Here is a 19,770-nt window from a genome sequence, read left to right on the forward strand (position 1 = left end):
CCCCCAGAACTCCATCCTTGATCGCAGCCTTCGGCAGCGGCTACAGTTCTGCAACTTGCACATCCCCTTTCGTCCCCGAGCCCATCAGCACCTATAACCTGTAGGAGCCAGCTTGCTGGCGAAACGCGCCGGCCCGCTATCGCGCCTCACAAGGAGGTCCTCCATGTTCGACTTTCACCCCCAGCTCAAGCAGCGCTTTGCTGCCTTGCGCACGGGCGCCGAATTCTTTTCCCTGCGCTACGTGCGCGAGTCGGACCAGTACCTGTCAGTGCGCAAGAACATTGCCGAACCACCGAGCCTGGGCCGTGACGAAGGGGCGATGCTGACCGTACGGGTGCGCGGTGTGGAAGCCTACGCCGCCACCAACGACCTCTCGCAAGGCGGCCTGCAAGCCGCCCTCGACCGTGCCGAACAACAGGCTCGGGTGATTGCCGCCCACGCCCTGCTGGACCTGCGCGAGCAACCGGTATCCAGCCACCGTGCGGACTACCTTTCGCCCAACCTGGACCAGCCCTTCCCGTCCCTCAGCGACTGCTACCAGCTGCTGGGCGATGAATCGGCTTCGGTGCCCAAGGACGAGCGCCTGGTGAACTGGCAAGTGGGCATCGGCGTGACCCAGGTCGAGCAGATCTACCTCAACAGTGCCGGCGCCGAGCTGCGCCAGGCTCAGCGTTTCGTCTACCCGGGCCTGGATGTCACCGCCTACGACGGTAGCGACAGTCAGACCCGCAGCCTGGGCCGGGAGAATTTCGGCCAGCAGGGCGCTGGCGATGTGATCAGCCGCTGCGGCCTGCTGGGAGCGGCGCCACGGGTGGCCGACCAGGCGTTGCAACTGCTGCTGGCGCCGAACACCCCGCAGGGCCAGCGGGACCTGCTGCTGATGCCGGACCAAATGATGCTGCAGATCCACGAGTCGATCGGCCATCCCCTGGAGCTGGACCGCATCCTCGGCGACGAGCGCAACTACGCCGGCACCAGCTTCGTCAAACAGGAAGACTTCGGCCGCCTGCAATACGGCTCGTCCCTGCTCAACGTGACCTTCGACCCGGAGATTCCCGAGGAGCTGGCCAGCTACGGACATGACGACGATGGCAGCGCCGCCAGCAAGCAGTTCCTGATCCGCGAGGGACTGCTGGTGCGCCCCCTGGGCAGCGCCCTGTCGCAGTACCGCAGCGGCCTCGACGGCGTTGCCAACAGCCGCGCCAGCAGCTGGAACCGCGCGCCCATCGACCGCATGGCCAACCTCAACGTCGAGCCCGGCGACCAGCCACTGGAACGCCTGATCGGCCAGATCGAACACGGCATCCTGATGTCCACCAACCGCTCATGGTCCATCGACGACGCCCGCAACAAGTTCCAGTTCGGCTGCGAATGGGGCCAGCTGATCGAAAACGGCGAGCTCAAGGGCGTGGTCAAGAACCCCAACTACCGGGGTATTTCCGCACAGTTCTGGCGCAACCTCAGCGCCGTCGGCGACCGCAGCACCTTCCAGGTCCTGGGCACGCCCAACTGCGGCAAGGGCGAGCCCAACCAGGTGATCCGCGTCGGCCACGCTTCGCCGGCCTGCGTGTTCAGCAAGATTGACGTATTTGGAGGAGATGCCTGATGAGCAGGACGATGAATCAGGCCGAGCAGTTCAAGGCATGGGTGCAGTGGCTGCAGGACGCGATCAGGGAATCGGAACAGTTCACCCTGAGCTACGCTGCGGAGTCTTCGGAGTTCATCCGCTTCAACCACGCCAAAGTGCGTCAGGCCGGGCAGGTGCAGCAGGCCAGCCTGCATTTCAAGCTGATCGACGACGGACGCCACGCCGACTTGAGCATCACCTTGAGCAACGACCCCGAGGTCGACCGTCAGCGCCTGGTCGAAGCCCTGCAACAGCTGCGGGAAACCCTGCCGCTGCTGCCGGCGGACCCGTACCTGATGCTCAATCATGCCCAATGGCAATCCCATCACGTGCAGGACCATCCGCTGCCCAGCAGCGAGCAGGTGGTGGCACAAATCGGCCGCGCCGGGGCCGGCCTGGATCTGGTGGGCATCTATGCCGCCGGCCCCATCAGCCGAGGTTTTGCCAGCTCCGGCGGAGCGTTCGGCTGGCATCAGGCCAACAGCTTCAACTTCGACTTCAGCCTGTTCCACGAAAACGGCGAAGCGGTGAAGGCCAGCTACGCGGGACACGCCTGGGACGACGAAGCCTTCGCCCAGCGCTTCGACCAGGCCCGCCAGCAACTGGAGTTCCTTGGTCGACCGCTGCGCACCCTGGCGCCGGGGCAGTACCGCGCCTACCTGGCGCCGGCGGCCCTGGAGGAGATCATGGGCATGCTGGCCTGGGGCGGGTTCTCGGCCCAGTCCATTGCCAGCAAACACAGCCCTCTGCAGAAACTCTACGCGGGCGATGCCACCCTGAGTCCCCTGGTGTCCCTGGACGAACAGGTCAGCGGCTCCCTGAGCCCGGCGTTTTCCGATGAGGGCTACCCGCGCAGCGACCTGTCGCTGATTGCCGCGGGCAGTGCCAATGCCCAGTTGATCAACTCCCGCAGCGCCGCCGAGTACGACCTGAGCAGTAATGGCGCCGGCAGCGGCGAATACCCCAGCGCACTGAACATGGCGGCGGGCCAGCTATCCCAGCAGGAAATCCTCAAGCAACTGGGCACCGGCCTGTACATCAGCAACCTGTGGTACCTGAACTACTCGGACCTGCCGGCGGCGCGCCTGACCGGCATGACCCGCTTCGCCACCTTCTGGGTGGAGAACGGCGAGATCCAGGCCCCGGTGAGCACCATGCGTTTCGACGACAGCGTCTACAGCCTGCTGGGTTCGCAATTGGAGGCCCTGACCGAGCAACGGGAACTGCTGCTTTCGGCCAGCACCTATGGCCAGCGCCAGACCGCCTCGATGCATTTGCCAGGAGCACTGGTCAGCCGCCTGACCCTGACCCTATAGGAACTGCCCGCAAAGCTGTAGGAGCTGACTTGCCAGCGAACGACGCGACGCCCTGGCCCGAATGCAGCGCGCCCTTCGCCGGCAAGCCGGCTCCTACCTGAACTCACATCGAGGTCCCATGCCCGAACGCCCGCCTCTCGACGCTACCACCGCCCGCTGGGTGCCCTGGGTAGTGGCCATCGCCTTCTTCATGCAATCCCTGGACGGCACCATCCTCAACACGGCGCTGCCGGCCATGGCCCAGGACCTGGCGGAAGACCCGCTGCGCATGCAGGGGGTGATCATCGCCTACATGCTCACCGTGGCCCTGCTGATCCCGGCGTCTGGCTGGATCGCCGACCGCTTTGGCACCAAGAAGATTTTCTTCGGCGCCATCTTGCTGTTCAGCATCGGCTCCCTGCTGTGCGCGATGTCCAACACCCTGTCCCAACTGATCGGCGCCCGAGTGATCCAGGGCCTGGGGGGTGCGCTGATGCTGCCGGTGGGGCGGCTGGTGGTGTTGCGGGCGTACCCGCGCTCCGAGCTGGTGCGGATCATGGGTTTCATCACCATTCCCGGGCTGCTGGGCCCGCTGATCGGCCCGACCATGGGCGGCTGGATGGTGCAGTACCTGACCTGGCACTGGATCTTCCTGATCAACCTGCCAGTGGGTGCGGTGGGTTGCTACGCGGTGTGGCGTTTCATTCCCGATCTGCGGGGCAGCGAGCGCACCCGTTTCGATGGCCTGGGCTTTGTGCTGTTCGGCGCGGCGATGGTGCTGATCACCATCGCCATGGAAGGCCTGGGTGAACTGCACCTGCCGCACCTGCGGGTGATGTTGCTGCTGTTTGGCGGCCTGGCCTGCCTGGCGGCCTACTGGCTGCGAGCCGGGCATATCGACAACCCGCTGTTCGCCCCTTCGCTGTTTAAAGTGCGGACCTTTGCCGTGGGCATCCTCGGCAACCTGTTCGCCCGCCTGGGCAGCGGTGCCCTGCCCTTTCTGGTGCCCCTGCTGTTGCAAGTGGCCCTGGGTTATTCCCCCTCCCAGGCCGGGATGAGCATGCTGCCCCTGGCGGCCGCGGCGATGCTGGCCAAGTCCATTGCCCGGCCATTGATCGAGCGCCTGGGCTACCGCATCGTGCTCACCGGCAACACCCTGGCCCTGGGGCTGATGCTGGCCAGCATGGGGCTGGTCAGCGAGCACACGCCTTATCCGCTGCTGCTGGGCATGCTGGCGGTGCTGGGGGCGATCAACTCATTGCAGTTCACCGCGATGAACACCGTGACCCTGATCGACCTCGACGATGCCGCGGCCAGCAGCGGCAACAGCCTGCTGTCGGTGGTGGCGCAACTGTCCCTGAGCCTGGGAGTGGCGTGTGCCGGGGCACTGCTGGGCGGTTTTACTGCTGAAGTGGGCAATGACGGAGTCGACACCGTACTCGGCGCCTTCCAGCTGACCTTCCTCACGGTAGGAATCATGGCGATGCTGGCGGCGGCGATCTTCCTCCAGCTGTCGCCCACCGATGGCCGCCGAGCGCGCAAGGTCCAGGAGCAGCACATCGAACACTGAACCCACACACCTCTCCCCGTAGGAGCCGGCTTGCCGGCGAAGAGGCCCTTGAGCCTTGCGTCCGCCTTCGCTGGTAAGCCAGCTCCTACCCAGAACCGCCCCTGCGCGGTTGCTCGTCCAGAATTTGCAGGTTGTGGGAGCGAGACTGATACACTGCGCGACATTTTGTTTTGCAGGCCAGTCCCGTGACCACCATCGCCACCGCTTTTAATACTTTGCCCCTGTCCGCCGCCATGCTGGCTAACCTCGACTCCCTCGGTTATGCCCAGATGACGCCGATCCAGGCGCAGAGCTTGCCGGTGATCCTCAAGGGCATGGACCTGATTGCCCAGGCCAAGACCGGCAGCGGCAAGACCGCCGCCTTCGGCATCGGCCTGCTGAACCCGATCAACCCGCGCTACTTCGGCTGCCAGGCCCTGGTGATCTGTCCGACTCGCGAGCTGGCCGATCAGGTGGCCAAGGAAATCCGGCGCCTGGCCCGGGCCGAAGACAACATCAAGGTCCTGACCCTGTGCGGCGGCGTGTCCTTCGGCCCGCAGATCGCTTCCCTGGAACACGGCGCGCACATCATCGTCGGCACCCCGGGGCGTATCCAGCAACACCTGCGCAAGGGTTCGCTGGTGCTTGATGGCCTGAACACGCTGATCCTCGACGAAGCCGACCGCATGCTCGACATGGGTTTCTACGACGCTATCGAAGACATCATCGAGAAGACCCCGTCGCGCCGGCAGACCCTGCTGTTCTCCGCCACGTACCCGGTGGGCATCAAGCAACTGGCGTCGAAATTCATGCGTGATCCGCAGACGGTGAAAGCCGAAGCGTTCCACGACGACACGCAGATCGAACAGCGTTTCTACGAGATCTCCCCGGAAGAACGCATGAGCGCAGTGACCAAAGTCCTGCACCACTTCCGCCCGGCTTCCTGCGTCGCTTTCTGCTTCACCAAGCAGCAAGTGCAGGAAACCGTCGATCACCTGACCTCCAAAGGCATTTCCGCCGTCGGCCTGCACGGCGATCTGGAACAGCGTGACCGCGACCAGGTGCTGGCGATGTTCGCCAACCGCAGTACTTCGGTACTGGTCGCCACCGACGTGGCGGCCCGTGGCCTGGACATCGATGCGCTGGACATGGTGATCAACGTCGAGCTGGCCCGCGATTCGGAAATCCACATTCACCGCGTTGGCCGTACCGGTCGCGCTGGCGAAAAAGGTATCGCGGTCAGCCTCGTCGCACCGTCCGAAGCCCATCGCGCGCAAGCCATCGAACAGCTGCAGAAAGCCCCGCTGAACTGGGATCAGGTCGACAACCTCAAGTCCCAGGGCGGCGCCCCGCTGCAGCCACCGATGAGCACACTGTGCATCGCTGGCGGGCGCAAGGACAAAGTGCGTCCGGGCGATATTCTCGGTGCACTGACTGGCGACGCCGGCATCCCGGGCGCCCAGGTCGGCAAGATTGCGATCTTCGACTTCCAGTCGTATGTGGCGGTTGAACGCACCGTGGTCATGCAGGCGCTGCAGCGTTTGAACAACGGCAAGATCAAGGGCCGTTCGCTGCGCGTGCGTGTTTTGTAACTGATCTTCCATCCAAAGGAGATCCCCTGTGGGAGCGAGCCGGCTCGCTCCCACAGTTTGTTTTGTCGCGCCCCATCAAGAGGACACCGTTTTGCGTTCTACCGAAGTCGTGATCATTGGCGCTGGCGCCGCAGGCTTGATGTGCGCGCTGACCGCGGCCGGCCGCGGACGCCAGGTGCTGTTGCTGGACCACGCCAACAAGGCCGGCAAGAAGATCCTGATGTCCGGCGGTGGCCGCTGCAATTTCACCAACATGTACACCGAACCGGCCAACTTCCTCTCGCAGAACCCGCACTTCTGCAAGTCGGCCCTGGCTCGCTACACCCAGTGGGATTTCATCGGCCTGGTGGCCAAGCACGGCGTGCCCTACCACGAGAAGAAACTCGGCCAGCTGTTCTGCGATAACAAGTCCAGCGACATCCTCGGCATGCTGCTCGATGAATGCGATCAAGTGGGTGTGGACCTGCGCCTGGACACCTCGATCCAGCAGATCGAGAAGCTGGAGTCGGGCTATCTGCTGCAGACCACCCTGGGCCAGGTGCAGTGCCAGTCCCTGGTGATCGCCACCGGAGGCCTGTCGATCCCGACCCTGGGCGCCACCGGTTTCGGTTATCAGGTGGCCAGGCAGTTCGGCCATGAACTGTTGCCGACCCGCGCCGGCCTGGTGCCCTTCACCATCACCGACCAGCTCAAGGAGCTGTGCGGCGAGCTGTCGGGCACTTCGGTGGATTGTCTGGTGAGCTGCAACGACCAGAGTTTCCGCGAGAACATCCTGTTCACTCACCGCGGCCTCAGCGGCCCGGCGATCCTGCAGATATCCTCCTACTGGCAGCCCGGCGACAGCGTCGAGATCAACCTGCTGCCAGACCACGACGCCCTGGGCTGGCTGCAACAACAGCAGGCCGAGCGCCCCAACAGCGAGCTCAAGACACTCCTGGGGGAAATCTTCACCAAGAAGATGGCGGGCCTGCTGGCCGATCACTGGTTCGTCTCCAAACCGATGAAGCAGTACACCCCGGCCGAGCTGGCGGACGTAGCGCAAAAACTCGGCAGCTGGCAGTTGGTACCGGCGGGCACCGAGGGCTACCGCACCGCGGAAGTGACCCTGGGCGGCGTCGACACCCGTGAGGTCTCGTCCAAGACCATGGAGTCCCTGAAAAGCCCGGGGCTGTATTTCATCGGTGAAGTGCTGGACGTCACCGGCCACCTGGGCGGCTTCAATTTCCAGTGGGCCTGGGCCTCGGGCTACGCGGCGGCCCAGTACGTCTGAGCCTGATGCGCACGTAGGAGCGAGGGGCGCGTCCTCGCTTCTCCAGTTTCTGGGTGGGAACAGAATTTGCTATCGGATGTGACGGCGGCATTGCGCCGTCGTCAATACTGGCTCAATTTAGCTGCATCGCCCCGGAAGGCCTGTCCCACTCCATGTCATCGACCTCTTTTCGTCAGTCCCTGCGCCGTCTCTGGGCGCTGGATAAATTCAGCTACAGCGTGCGGGTGTTCATCGCCCTGACCGGCAGCATGGCGCTGTGCTGGTACCAGGATGAAATGGGCCTGCTGATTCCGCTGTTCCTCGGCATCATCGCCAGCGCCCTGGCGGAAACCGACGACAGCTGGCAAGGCCGGCTCAACGCCCTGGCCGTGACCCTGGTGTGCTTCAGCATCGCCGCGCTGTCGGTGGAACTGCTGTTCCCCTATCCCTGGATCTTTGCCATTGCCCTGGCCCTGGCCAGCTTCGGCCTGACCATGCTCGGGGCCTTGGGGGAGCGCTACGGCGCCATCGCCTCGGCGACCCTGATTCTCTCGGTCTACACCATGATCGGCGTCGACCAGCGCGGTGGCGCGGTGCTCGACTTCTGGCACGAGCCGCTGCTGCTGGTAGCCGGCGCGGCCTGGTATGGCCTGCTCTCGGTGCTGTGGCAAGCGCTGTTCTCCAACCAGCCGGTGCAGCAGAGCCTGGCCCGGCTGTTCCGTGAGCTGGGTTTCTACCTCAAGCTCAAGTCATCCCTGTTCGAGCCGATCCGCCAGCTGGATGTGGAAGCCCGGCGCCTGGAGCTGGCCCAGCAAAATGGCAAGGTCGTGGCCGCCCTCAACGCCGCCAAGGAAATCATCCTGCACCGGGTGGGCAATGGCCGGCCGGGGTCGAAAGTCAGCCGCTACCTGAAGCTGTACTTCCTTGCCCAGGACATCCACGAGCGTGCCAGTTCGTCCCACTACCCCTATAACGCCCTGACCGACGCCTTCTTCCACAGCGACGTGCTGTTCCGCTGCCAGCGCCTGTTGCGCCAGCAGGGCAAGGCCTGCCGCGCCCTGGCGGAATCCATCCAGCTGCGCCAGCCGTTCGTCTATGACGCCAGCTTTGCCCAAGCCCTGGGTGACCTGCACGCCTCCCTGGAACACCTGCGCATCCAGAGCAATCCGGCCTGGCGCGGGCTGCTGCGCTCGCTACGCGCCCTGGCGGCCAACCTCGGCACCCTCGACCGACTGCTCAGCGACGCCAGCAACCCCGACGCCCTGGCCGATGCCACCGACAGCAGCCTGCTGGACCGCTCGCCGCGCAACCTCAAGGATGTCTGGACTCGGCTGCGCACCCAGCTGACGCCGACCTCGCTGCTGTTCCGCCATGCACTGCGCCTGCCCCTGGCGCTGAGTATCGGCTACGGCATGGTGCATCTGATCCACCCTTCCCAGGGCTACTGGATCATCCTCACCACGCTGTTCGTCTGCCAGCCCAACTACGGCGCCACCCGGCGCAAGCTGGGGCAGCGGATCATCGGCACCGCCATCGGCCTGACCATCGCCTGGGCGCTGTTCGACCTGTTCCCGAGCCCCTTGGTGCAGTCGCTGTTCGCCATCGCCGCCGGGGTGGTGTTCTTCACCAACCGCACCACCCGCTACACCCTGGCCACGGCCGCCATCACCCTGATGGTGCTGTTCTGCTTCAACCAGGTGGGCGACGGCTACGGGCTGTTCCTGCCGCGGCTGTTCGATACCCTGCTGGGCAGTCTGATCGCCGGGCTGGCGGTGTTCCTGTTCCTGCCGGACTGGCAGGGCCGGCGCCTGAACAAGGTGCTGGCCAATACCCTGACCTGCAACAGCATCTACCTGCGGCAGATCATGCAGCAGTACGCCGCCGGCAAGAGCGACGACCTGGCCTATCGCCTGGCCCGGCGCAACGCCCACAACGCCGATGCGGCGCTGTCCACCACCCTGGCCAACATGCTCATGGAGCCGGGGCACTTCCGTAAGGAGGCAGACGTGGGGTTCCGCTTCCTGGTGCTGTCCCACACCCTGCTCAGCTACCTGTCGGGATTGGGCGCGCACCGGGAAACCCAACTGCCGGGGGAAGTCCGCGAGCACCTGATCAACGGTGCTGGGGTCAGCCTGGCGGCGAGCATCGACGAGATTGCCCAGGGCCTGGCCGACAAGACCCCGATCGCCATCCAGAGCGATGCCGAGGAAGCACTGGCCAATGAACTGGAGCAGATGCCGGATGAAATCGACGAAGGCCAGCGCCTGGTGCAGACCCAGCTGGCGCTGATCTGCCGCCAGCTGGGCCCGTTACGGACCCTGGCGGCACACCTGATCAAAGACACCAGCGACACCGCAGAAGCGTAGGAGCCGGCTTGCCGGCGAAAGAGGCCTGAGGACTTACCCCACATTCAGGGCCGCGTTCGCTGGCAAGCCAGCTCCTGCAAGCCAGCCCCTGTTCGGTTACATACCGTGCTGGCGTAGCAGGCGGTCGTAGCTGCCGTCGGCCTTCATGGCGGCGATTTCCTGGTCGAACCGGGCCACGATCTGCGCGTGCTCGGGGTTCTTCAGACTGACCAGAATATGCAGGCTGTTCTCGCTCAGAGGCTTGGGCAGGAACTCCACGGCATTGCGCACCCGCGGTGATTCCCGGGCCAGGTAGTAACGCGCCACGTATTCATCTTCCAGGGTCAGCTTGACCCGATCCGCCGCCAGCATGCGCACCGCCATGGCGAAGTTGTGCACCGGCACCTTCTGCAGGTCCGGGTCATTGTCGAATTCAGGGGAGTAGGCGTAGCCACGTACCACCGCCACCGGGTACTCATGCAGTTGCTTGAGGTTGCTGTATTCCAGCGGAGCGTCCTTGCGCTTGATGAAGCGCACCCGGTTGAGCATGTACTCCGAGGAGAACTGCCCCAATTGGGTGCGCTCTTCGTTGTACCAGGCATTGACCAGCACGTCGTAGCGCCCCTCGCCAATACCCAGCAGGGCTCGGGCCCAGGGCACCTGTTCGAACTCGCTGGCATAGCCGGCACGGGACAGGGCAGTGCTGACGATATCGGTGGCCACCCCGCCGTTGACCAGGGTCGCGTCAGTAAAGGGGGGCCAGGCGTCAGCGACCAGTCGCAGCTTCTCTGCAGAAGCGCTCTGGCCCAGCAACAGCAATCCGATCAAAGCCAAAGCTCGATGCAATCGCAGCATGCTAAAAGATCCTTAGCGGGCCCAGGGCCCAGCGCGTTCCAGCCGACACTCGAGGGCCCCTACCGGTATTCGACAGGGCAGCCCAGCTCCTAACATTAGCTCATCAATACCGCTGTACAGGACTTGAAAACAGATTACACAAAGAAGACAAATGCCAGTAACAACAATGGTGGCATTTTGACCTAACTCACAGAAACAGCCTCTTGGTAATGCTCGACAAGACATCCCGCGGCGATGTGCTTAGTATTTCGCGCAGCACTTTCTACAGGATATGAAGATGACCATCGAATGGGTCTGCAAGCATCACACCGATCTGGGCAAGGAACAGTTGTACGCCATCCTGCAACTGCGCACCGAAGTCTTTGTCGTGGAACAGAAATGCCCCTACCAGGAAGTGGACGGCCGCGATCTTGAAGGCGATACCTGCCACTTGATGGCCTGGGACGACGACCGCCTGCTGGCCTATCTGCGCCTGTTGGACCCGATCTCCCAGGGCGGCGACGTAGTGATCGGCCGCGTAGTGATCGCCGAACAGGCCCGTGGCCAGGGCCTGGGCCATGCCCTGATGGAGCAGGCGCTGAAACAGGCACAACGACACTGGCCAGAAACCCCGATCTACCTCTCGGCCCAGGCCCATCTACAGGATTACTACGGACGCTACGGCTTCATCGTCGCGGGCGAGGAGTACCTGGAAGACGGCATTCCCCATATCGGCATGCGCCGGGCCTGAGACTCAGGGATAACCCAGCACCGTCTTGATTTGCCGCAGATTGGGCTCGATCCAGCCCTTGTCGATGGCACCCCAACTATGGATCCGGTAGCGCCCGGCATGATTGCGGGCGCCGTCCTGCTGCTCGAACTCGCAGAGGATATCCAGGTCCGCCAGGGCGGCGATGGTGTCCTGGGCCGTGCGTCGAGGCATGCCGGTGACTTCGGTCAGCGCCGGCACACTGCTGGCCAGGCCGCTGTCGATCAGATACGCCACATACAGGCGGCGGTAGAAACTGCTCTTGGTCTTGCTTACATCCATCGCCTACTCCCTTTCACTAAGCACTAATCCGCCGCTCCCGCCTTGGCATGCAGGTCGCGCCAGGTCAGGTAGACCCGCAGGTCGAACTCCATCTGGTGATAGCCCGGCAGCATATGCTCGCAGAGCTTGTAGAACGCCTTGTTGTGGTCCGACTCCTTGAAGTGCGCCAGCTCGTGCACCACGATCATCCGCAGGAACTCCGGCGCCGCCTCCTTGAACAGGGAGGCGATGCGGATCTCCTTCTTGGCCTTGAGCTTGCCGCCCTGCACCCGGGACACCGTGGTGTGCAGGCCCAGGGCGCGGTGGGTCAGGTCCAGGCGGTTATCGAACAGCACCTTGTCGATGGCCGGGGCGTTGCGCAGGTACTCCTGCTTCAGCTCCAGAGCGTAGCTGTACAACGCCTTGTCGCTCTGCACCGCGTGCTTGTTCGGATAACGCCGACTCAGGTAGTCCCCCAGGCGATCTTCGTCGATCAGCTGGCGCACCTGCTGTTGCAGGGCGACGGGGTAGGCCTGGAGGTATTTGAGTGCAGTCATGAAGGGGCAACGCAAGGTGCAAAGAGCGCCAGTGTAGCGAATTCAGGCCGGCAACGCGCTCCAGTCAAAAGGCTGGGCAAATTGGCTGGCACTGTTGGCAGTCAGGGGGCGAGCCACCAGGAAACCCTGCACGTATTCACAACCGTTGGCCTTGAGCCACTCGTATTGTTCGAGGGTTTCCACACCTTCGGCAATCACCAGCAGGCCGAACTGTTTGCACAGGTCGATTACGCTGCGGGCGATGGCGGCATCTCGCGGCGAAGTGAGCAGGCGAGCGATCAGGTGCCGGTCAAGCTTGAGGGTGTCCAACTGCAGGTCGCGCAGGTACGCCAAACAGCAACTGCCTGAACCGAAATCGTCCAGGGCGACCCGCACCCCCAGTTCATGCAGCTGTTGCAACTGTTTGCGGGTCTCGTCCAGGTTCTGGGTCAGTGCCGCCTCGGTAACCTCCACCTCCAGCTGACGAGGCTGCAGGCCATGGCGCAACAGCACTTGGCGCAGTTCGGTAACCAGGTTGGGCATGCCGAACTGAGTAGCGCTGAGGCTGACCCCCAGCACCAGGTCCGGGCTGAACACCTGCTCCCAATCCTTGCGCTGAGCGGCCCCCTGTTGATAGATCCAGCTGCCCAGGCGGCTGATCAACCGGGCCTCTTCCAGCAACGGTAGAAACAGCCCCGGCGGTACATCGCCGACACTCGGGTGCCGCCAGCGCAGCAACGCCTCGAATCCCCGCAAGCGGCCATCGGCAATGGCCACCTGGGGTTGATACACCAGGGTGAACTCCTTGCGTTCCACCGCGCTGCGCACGCTTTCTTCAAGCATCAGCCGGGAACGGGCACGGCCGTTCATTTCATGATCGTAGTAACGGTATTGCTGACGGCCGGCACGCTTGGCCTCGTACATGGCGATATCCGCTGCCCGCAACAGGCCTTCCAGATTGGAACCGCAGTCAGGGTAGATGGCGATGCCAATGCTGGCTCCCAGCACCACCTCCATGCCATCGATTTGCTGGCTGATGGACAGGCGCTCGATCAGCTTCTCGGCGATCTTTGCCGCTTGCTCAGGGAAGCTTAGCTCCAGCAAGGCCGTGAACTCGTCGCCGCCCATGCGCCCGAGAATGTCGAACGAATGCAGGCATTCCTTCAACTGTTCGGAGACCCAGCGCAGCACCCGGTCGCCGGCATCGTGCCCCAGGGAGTCGTTGACCCGCTTGAAGCCATCCAGGTCCAGATAGAGCAGGACCAGAGACTTTCCCGAGCGATCGCTGCGCAGCAGGATGTTCTCCACCGTCTGATAGAAACCGCGCCGGTTGAGCAGGCCCGTCAGCGGATCGGTAACGGCCTGGTACTCCAGCTGTTGATGCAGGTGTCGTACCTCGGACATGTCCAGCAAGGTCACCACCATGGCCTTCTGCTCGCTGGGCAGGGGCGCGCAGGACAGGGCCACGCTGAGCTGCTGACCGGGGACGGTACGCAACAGGGCATCATGCAGACGATAGGTCTCGCCCCGGCGGTAGCAGGCATAGAGTTCGGATTCGTTCCAGTCGGGGACGTGGGGCTTTTGCAGATAGTCGAGGAAGGGCGAGCCTTCCAGATCTTTCACCTGGGCATTGAGCAAGCGCGAAACCGCTGGATTGGCGAAGCGCACATGGCCGCCCTCGTCCACCACCAGGATGCCTTCGGCGGCGTTATCCAACACCGAGGCATTGAACGCTCGCGCCACCTCCAGGTCATGGCTGAGGTGCTGCAGGGCCCGGCGATTGCGCTGGTGCTCCAGCAGGGCCTGGACCTTGGGCTTGAGGATCTGCGGATCGAAGGGTTTGAACAGGTAGTCCACCGCGCCACTGGCATAGCCCTTGATCACGGCGTCCTGGGACTGTTCGTTCGCGGTGAGAAAGATGATTGGTGTCAGCCGGGTACGCTGGCTGCCGCGCATCAGGCGAGCCACCTCAAAACCATCCATCCCGGGCATCTGCACATCCAGCAGCACCAGATCCACTTCATGCTCGAGCAACAGGCCCAGGGCCTCGACACCGGAGGCAGCGGTCATCACCTGCCAGTCCTGACGCTGCAACAGCGCGCGCATGCTTAGGAGATTTTCAGGATAGTCATCAACGATCAGGAGAGTGGAGTGGCCTTCGGCTACCTCCGGGTGCACGCATTCCATGCTGCTTCTCTTGTCTGTAATAAGACTGAACGGGTGAGAAAACCTGACTAAAACTGTGGACTCACTCTAGACCCGGTTCTTCAAAAGCAGAAGCTGCCATCACGCCATCACTCCACCAATGGCACCGGCTCCCGACTAACGGTCACAGTTTTGCCTCATAAAAACCGGGAAAGATGGCATTTCGACATTTTGCTGACGTCATATATCCGCCGTACGGACCTCGCCCGGCATCAGTTCTGCGCTATAAAGACGCCCGAAGAAGCGCAGGCTAAAGCCCTCGGCGACCTGCTCCAGACCTATCCTTGCGGACCCCTCACCATGATCGATCTGGCAACCTGGAACCTCAGCGTTCCCGTCGGCAGCCCACCGGCAACCATTGACACCCCAACCCTGGTCAAAGGCTTCAAGGACCAGTACTTCCACTCCGACAGCGGCACCCTGTTCTTCTGGTCACCGGTCACCGGCTCGAAAACCGAGAACGCCATTTACCCACGCACCGAGCTGCGGGAAACCTATTCCAACGGCAACCTGCGCAACTGGACCTATCCCGAAGCCGACAACCTGCTGTACGCCACCCTGGCGGTGAAACAGGTGCCCTCGACGGGCAAGATCGTCGTTGGCCAGATCCATGCCTACAACAGCACCAAGCCCCTGGTGAAAGTGGAGTACCAGTACAAGGCCAGCAAAGGCAGCGGCAATATCGTGGCCAAGGTGCGCATGCGTCCGGATGACGACGAAGGCCGGGTCATTACCCTCGCCAAGAACGTGCCGTTGGATCGTGAATTTTCCTACCTGATTCATCTGAGTCCCGGTGGCGCCCTGGGGATCAGTGCGGCAGGCTATCAATGGGATGGCCAGCTGAGCGCCACCTGGCGCGACAAGCCGCTGTATTTCAAGGCAGGGGTTTATGTCCAGGACAACAGCGGCTACACCAGCGAGGGCGGCAAAGTGACCTTCTCCAAGCTGGATATCGACCACAACAAAATCTGACCCCCTTCTCCTGCAGGAGCCGGCTTGCCGGCGAAAGCGCCCTTGAGCCCAGCGCATGCCCAAAGGCCCTCTTCGCTGGCAAGCCAGCTCCTACAAAAAAACACCTCGACCACCTGTCGGAGCCGGCTTGCCGGCAAAGGCGCCCTTGAACACAGCGCAATCCCAAAGGTCCTCTTCGCTGGCGAGCCAGCTCCTACAAAAAAACACCTCGGCCACCTGTAGGAGGCGGGAATTGCGGGCACAAAAAAGCCCGCATCGCTGCGGGCTTTCCGGATGACGCTAAGGCTTAGTTGACCTTGGCGTTCAGCTCACCCTTGAGGTAACGCTGGAACATCGCTTCCAGGGAGATCGGCTTGATCTTCGAAGCGTTGCCGGCAGTACCGAAGGCTTCGTAACGCGCGATGCACACGTCGCGCATGGCGGTTACGGTGGCACCGAAGAACTTGCGCGGGTCGAACTCGCTCGGGTTGGTGGCCATCAGACGACGCATGGCACCGGTGGACGCCAGGCGCAGGTCGGTGTCGATGTTGACCTTGCGCACGCCGTACTTGATGCCTTCGACGATTTCTTCAACCGGCACGCCGTAGGTTTCTTTGATGTCGCCGCCGTACTGGTTGATGATCGCCAGCCACTCTTGCGGAACCGACGAAGAACCGTGCATCACCAAGTGGGTATTGGGGATGCGCTTGTGGATTTCCTTGATGCGGTCGATGGCCAGCACGTCGCCGGTAGGCGGCTTGGTGAACTTGTAGGCACCGTGGCTGGTACCGATGGCGATGGCCAGGGCGTCGACCTGGGTCTTCTTGACGAAGTCCGCAGCCTCTTCCGGGTCGGTCAGCATCTGGCTGTGATCCAGCACGCCTTCGGCGCCGATGCCGTCTTCTTCACCGGCCATGCCGGTTTCCAGGGAACCCAGGCAGCCCAGCTCGCCTTCTACTGACACGCCGCAGGCGTGGGCCATGGCCACGGTCTGCTGGGTGACGCGCACGTTGTATTCGTAGTCGGTCGGGGTCTTGCCGTCTTCGCCCAGGGAGCCGTCCATCATGACCGAGGAGAAGCCCAGCTGGATCGAGCGCTGGCAGACGTCAGGGCTGGTGCCGTGGTCCTGGTGCATGCACACCGGGATATGCGGGAATTCTTCGATCGCCGCCAGGATCAGGTGACGCAGGAACGGCGCACCGGCGTACTTGCGCGCACCGGCCGACGCCTGAACGATCACCGGGGAGTCAGTCTTGTCAGCGGCTTCCATGATGGCGCGCATCTGCTCAAGGTTGTTGACGTTGAAGGCTGGAACGCCGTAGCCGAACTCGGCTGCGTGGTCCAGCATCTGGCGCATGCTGATGAGTGCCATTGTGTGTGTCTCTCCCGGTCGAGGGTCGTTAATCGTGCAAGCCTGCCGTAGCGGCGACTGCTATTCAAGTGATTGCAGATCGGGGGTCAGCCCGCCCTGCTCTATCCGTTAAAACCAAATCTCTACAGCCCTGTAGGAGCCGGCTCGCCGGCGAAAGGGGCCTTGAACCTTGCACAGGTCTGGAGGCCGCCTTCGCTGGCAAGCCAGCACCTACATGGCCTTGCAGCCGCGGCCGATCAGGTCGTTGGTGGCGACCCAGTAGACCAGGCCCTCCTCGCCCTTGACGTGAAACGCCAGCATGTCATCGCTGTACAGCGAACCCGAACCACTGGGCTCAAGCTTCAGGCGCCGAACCTGATCGTCGCCCCCCAGGCGCACATCGACCGCCTTGCGGCTATCGTCGGTGTAGCGCCAGAGCACCTGGGCCTGGCTGTCACAGGTCCAGGTCGTCCAGTTGTCAGTGGTCGGCGACTTGAGCAGGTTCAGGTTGGCGCAACCTGCCAGCAAGCCCAGCATCGCCACGGCGATCAAACCTTTCATCGATGTTCCTCGGCCGGCAGCCCACAGGCCCCAGCGCGTTGCGTTATCCAATCCGACCCGTCAAGGGCAACCCTGTTCCCTGGTCTTTGACGGTGTCTCGTACTTCTCCAGACCCTCAGGGCCCAGGCGCTTGTTAATCACCGGTGCCGTCTCGGCCTGCCAATCGGCCTGGTAGCAGCCCTTGTCCGGCTCGCCGGCCTCATCGGCCGACTTTGCCTGTGGAGTGCCGGAGCACCCCGCCAGCAAAGCCACGGCGATCAACAGTGGCAATGTCTTGACCATCAGAACACTCCTTTGCCCGGCCAACGGGAATCTCAGGCCTTGGCCCGGGCTTCCAGGACTTCAACCGCCGGCAGCACCTTGCCCTCGACGAACTCGAGGAAGGCGCCGCCACCGGTAGAAATGTAGGAGATCTGCTGGGCAACGCCATACTTGTCGATGGCCGCCAGAGTGTCGCCACCGCCGGCAATGGAGAACGCGGCGCTGTCGGCGATGGCCTGGGCCAGTACCTTGGTGCCGTTGCCGAACTGGTCGAATTCGAACACACCTACAGGACCGTTCCAGAGGATGGTCTTGGAGGTTTTCAGCAGTTCGGCGAACTGGGCCGCGGTTTGCGGGCCGATGTCCAGGATCATGTCGTCAGCGGCCACGTCGGCAATCAGCTTGACGGTAGCTTCGGCGCTGTCGGCGAACTCCTTGGCCACGACCACGTCCACCGGCAGCGGTACGCTGACCTTGGCGGCGATGGCGCGGGCGGTGTCCAGCAGGTCCGGCTCGTACAGCGACTTGCCCACCGGATGCCCGGCAGCGGCCAGGAAGGTGTTGGCAATGCCGCCGCCGACGATCAACTGGTCGCAGATCTGGCTCAAGCTATTGAGCACATCCAGCTTGGTGGACACCTTGGAACCGGCAACGATGGCCGCCATCGGCTTGGCCGGGTTGCCCAGGGCCTTGCCCAGTGCGTCCAGCTCAGCAGCCAGCAGGGGACCTGCAGCGGCCACTTTGGCGAACTTGGCCACGCCATGGGTCGAACCCTCGGCGCGGTGCGCGGTGCCGAAAGCGTCCATCACGAACACGTCGCACAGGGCAGCGTATTGCTGAGCCAGCTCGTCGGCGTTCTTTTTCTCGCCCTTGTTGAAGCGCACGTTCTCGAACAGCACGATGTCGCCGGCCTTGACCTCGACACCACCCAGGTAGTCGGCCACCAGCGGCACTTCACGGCCCAGGGCATGGCTCAGGTAGTCAGCTACCGGCTTGAGGCTGTTCTCGGCGGAGAACTCGCCTTCGGTCGGGCGGCCCAAGTGCGAGCAGACCATCACTGCCGCGCCTTTTTCCAGGGCCAGCTTGATGGTCGGCAGCGAAGCCAGGATCCGCGCATCGCTGGTGACAACACCGTCCTTGACTGGGACGTTGAGGTCTTCGCGGATCAGCACGCGCTTACCTTGCAGATCGAGGTCGGTCATCTTCAACACGGTCATGGGTCGCAATTCCTGGGTTACTGTTCTTCAGAAACAGAGAGTTTAGAGTCAGAGCGTGGAGTGGCTGTCTGCAGGTAGTGCCCAGCAACATCCAGCATCCGGTTGGCAAAACCCCATTCGTTGTCGAACCACGCCAGGATGTTCACCAGCCGGGGGCCGGAAACGCGGGTCTGACTGGCATCGACGATCGCCGAATGGGGATCATGATTGAAATCACAGCTGGCGTGAGGCAGCTCGGTATACGCCAGCAGGCCCTTGAGCGGACCGCTGGTGGCGGCCTCGCGAAGGATCCGGTTGACCTCGGTGGCGTCGGTATCGCTCACGGTCTGCATGGTGATATCCAGGCAGGACACGTTGACCGTCGGCACTCGCACAGCTTTGGCCTGAATTCGCCCGGCAAGTTCCGGCAACAGGCGCTCGATACCACGCGCCAGACCAGTGGACACCGGGATCACCGACTGGAACGCCGAACGGGTACGGCGCAGGTCCTCGTGGTGATAGGCATCGATCACCGGCTGGTCGTTCATCGCCGAGTGAATGGTGGTGATCGACACGTATTCCAGGCCGATGGCCTGATCCAGCAGGCGCAACAGCGGCACACCGCAGTTGGTAGTGCAGGAGGCGTTTGAAACCAGCAGCTCGGCGCCGGTCAGGCACTCCTGATTCACCCCATAAACGATGGTGGCGTCGACATCCGCCTCGCTGGCCATCGGCTGGGAGAACAGCACCCGCGGCGCGCCGGCGTCGAGAAAACGCTGGCCGTCTTCACGGGTGTGGTAGGCGCCGGAGCATTCCAGCACCAGATCGACGTCCAGGGACGCCCAATCGATGCCTTCAGGGGTGGCACTGCGCAGCACTTTCACGCAGTTGCCATTGATATGCAGACAGTCGCCATCGACCTTCACCTCGCCGGGAAACCGGCCGTGGGTGGAGTCGAAGCGTGTCAGGTATTCGACACTGGCCATGTCGGCCAGATCGTTGATTGCAACGATCTCGAATCCGGCCGCAGCCCCCCGCTCGAACAGAGCACGCAAGACGCAACGACCAATCCGGCCGTAGCCGTTGAGTGCAACTTTATAGGGACGCGGTTGAGGCATGGGGTTCTCGATCAGGCACAGGCAGACGAACTTGTTATACGCACCCCATCGTAGGAGCTGGCTTGCCAGC

Annotated in this window: 17 protein-coding genes; 8 read left to right on the forward strand and 9 right to left on the reverse strand. The window is 63.1% G+C overall.

Annotated features, from left to right (window positions below):
* The first annotated feature begins 163 nt into the window (after positions 1-163).
* The 6 genes from ACSSVC_RS01355 to yccS all read left to right on the forward strand — a co-directional run bounded on the left by ACSSVC_RS01355 (position 164) and on the right by yccS (position 9,678).
* Positions 164-1,606, forward strand: coding sequence for a TldD/PmbA family protein (locus ACSSVC_RS01355; RefSeq protein WP_404937831.1), 1,443 nt, complete (start codon positions 164-166; stop codon positions 1,604-1,606).
* Entirely contained in the window at positions 1,606-2,943 is a 1,338-nt protein-coding gene (locus ACSSVC_RS01360) for a TldD/PmbA family protein (RefSeq protein WP_492611924.1), read from the forward strand. The genes ACSSVC_RS01355 and ACSSVC_RS01360 overlap by 1 nt, the downstream gene beginning before the upstream one ends.
* Positions 2,944-3,061: 118 nt before the next feature.
* Positions 3,062-4,492, forward strand: a complete 1,431-nt coding sequence (gene mdtD / locus ACSSVC_RS01365) for a multidrug transporter subunit MdtD (RefSeq protein ID WP_404937833.1) — start codon at positions 3,062-3,064, stop codon at positions 4,490-4,492.
* A 233-nt stretch (positions 4,493-4,725) separates the two neighbouring features.
* Complete coding sequence (gene dbpA / locus ACSSVC_RS01370) at positions 4,726-6,063, forward strand: ATP-dependent RNA helicase DbpA (protein ID WP_346633430.1); 1,338 nt, start codon at positions 4,726-4,728, stop codon at positions 6,061-6,063.
* Positions 6,064-6,154: 91 nt separating this feature from the next.
* Positions 6,155-7,333: a BaiN/RdsA family NAD(P)/FAD-dependent oxidoreductase gene (locus ACSSVC_RS01375; RefSeq protein WP_346633190.1), complete on the forward strand. Its 1,179-nt coding sequence runs from the start codon at positions 6,155-6,157 to the stop codon at positions 7,331-7,333.
* A 152-nt stretch (positions 7,334-7,485) separates the two neighbouring features.
* Positions 7,486-9,678, forward strand: coding sequence for a YccS family putative transporter (yccS, locus tag ACSSVC_RS01380; RefSeq protein ID WP_346633191.1), 2,193 nt, complete (start codon positions 7,486-7,488; stop codon positions 9,676-9,678).
* A gap of 96 nt (positions 9,679-9,774) precedes the next feature.
* On the opposite strand, the gene ACSSVC_RS01385 is transcribed toward yccS, so the two are convergent.
* A complete protein-coding gene (locus ACSSVC_RS01385) occupies positions 9,775-10,512 on the reverse strand; it encodes a substrate-binding periplasmic protein (protein WP_346633192.1) in 738 nt (245 codons plus the stop codon).
* Between the two features lie 277 nt (positions 10,513-10,789).
* Between ACSSVC_RS01385 and ACSSVC_RS01390 the strand changes: the two genes are divergently transcribed.
* Positions 10,790-11,242: a GNAT family N-acetyltransferase gene (locus tag ACSSVC_RS01390; RefSeq protein WP_102862028.1), complete on the forward strand. Its 453-nt coding sequence runs from the start codon at positions 10,790-10,792 to the stop codon at positions 11,240-11,242.
* A gap of 3 nt (positions 11,243-11,245) precedes the next feature.
* On the opposite strand, the gene ACSSVC_RS01395 is transcribed toward ACSSVC_RS01390, so the two are convergent.
* The 3 genes from ACSSVC_RS01395 to ACSSVC_RS01405 are packed head-to-tail and all read right to left on the reverse strand — an operon-like array spanning position 11,246 to position 14,244.
* Complete coding sequence (locus ACSSVC_RS01395) at positions 11,246-11,542, reverse strand: winged helix-turn-helix domain-containing protein (RefSeq protein ID WP_102862029.1); 297 nt, start codon at positions 11,540-11,542, stop codon at positions 11,246-11,248.
* 23 nt (positions 11,543-11,565) lie between these two features.
* Positions 11,566-12,078: a M48 metallopeptidase family protein gene (locus tag ACSSVC_RS01400; protein WP_492611925.1), complete on the reverse strand. Its 513-nt coding sequence runs from the start codon at positions 12,076-12,078 to the stop codon at positions 11,566-11,568.
* Positions 12,079-12,120: 42 nt separating this feature from the next.
* Positions 12,121-14,244 (reverse strand): putative bifunctional diguanylate cyclase/phosphodiesterase, encoded by a 2,124-nt coding sequence (locus tag ACSSVC_RS01405; RefSeq protein WP_346633194.1) that lies wholly within the window; start codon positions 14,242-14,244, stop codon positions 12,121-12,123.
* Positions 14,245-14,562: 318 nt separating this feature from the next.
* On the opposite strand from ACSSVC_RS01405, the gene ACSSVC_RS01410 reads away from it, so the two are divergent.
* The gene (locus ACSSVC_RS01410; RefSeq protein ID WP_346633195.1) at positions 14,563-15,234 is read left to right on the forward strand and encodes a polysaccharide lyase family 7 protein; all 672 of its coding nucleotides are present in this window, start codon (positions 14,563-14,565) and stop codon (positions 15,232-15,234) included.
* 286 nt (positions 15,235-15,520) lie between these two features.
* Here the strand turns inward: ACSSVC_RS01410 and fba are convergent, their stop codons facing one another.
* The 5 genes from fba to epd form a co-directional block, all read right to left on the reverse strand.
* Entirely contained in the window at positions 15,521-16,585 is a 1,065-nt protein-coding gene (gene fba, locus ACSSVC_RS01415) for a class II fructose-bisphosphate aldolase (protein ID WP_003229012.1), read from the reverse strand.
* A 210-nt stretch (positions 16,586-16,795) separates the two neighbouring features.
* A complete protein-coding gene (locus ACSSVC_RS01420; protein WP_011063956.1) occupies positions 16,796-17,125 on the reverse strand; it encodes an MliC family protein in 330 nt (109 codons plus the stop codon).
* 60 nt (positions 17,126-17,185) lie between these two features.
* The gene (locus ACSSVC_RS01425) at positions 17,186-17,407 is read right to left on the reverse strand and encodes a hypothetical protein (protein ID WP_346633196.1); all 222 of its coding nucleotides are present in this window, start codon (positions 17,405-17,407) and stop codon (positions 17,186-17,188) included.
* Positions 17,408-17,439: 32 nt separating this feature from the next.
* Complete coding sequence (locus ACSSVC_RS01430) at positions 17,440-18,603, reverse strand: phosphoglycerate kinase (protein WP_346633197.1); 1,164 nt, start codon at positions 18,601-18,603, stop codon at positions 17,440-17,442.
* A gap of 17 nt (positions 18,604-18,620) precedes the next feature.
* Positions 18,621-19,700, reverse strand: coding sequence for an erythrose-4-phosphate dehydrogenase (gene epd, locus ACSSVC_RS01435; protein ID WP_346633198.1), 1,080 nt, complete (start codon positions 19,698-19,700; stop codon positions 18,621-18,623).
* Between the last annotated feature and the right edge of the window lie 70 nt (positions 19,701-19,770).

This window comes from Pseudomonas sp. E1BtOHC1 (genome assembly GCF_058744285.1).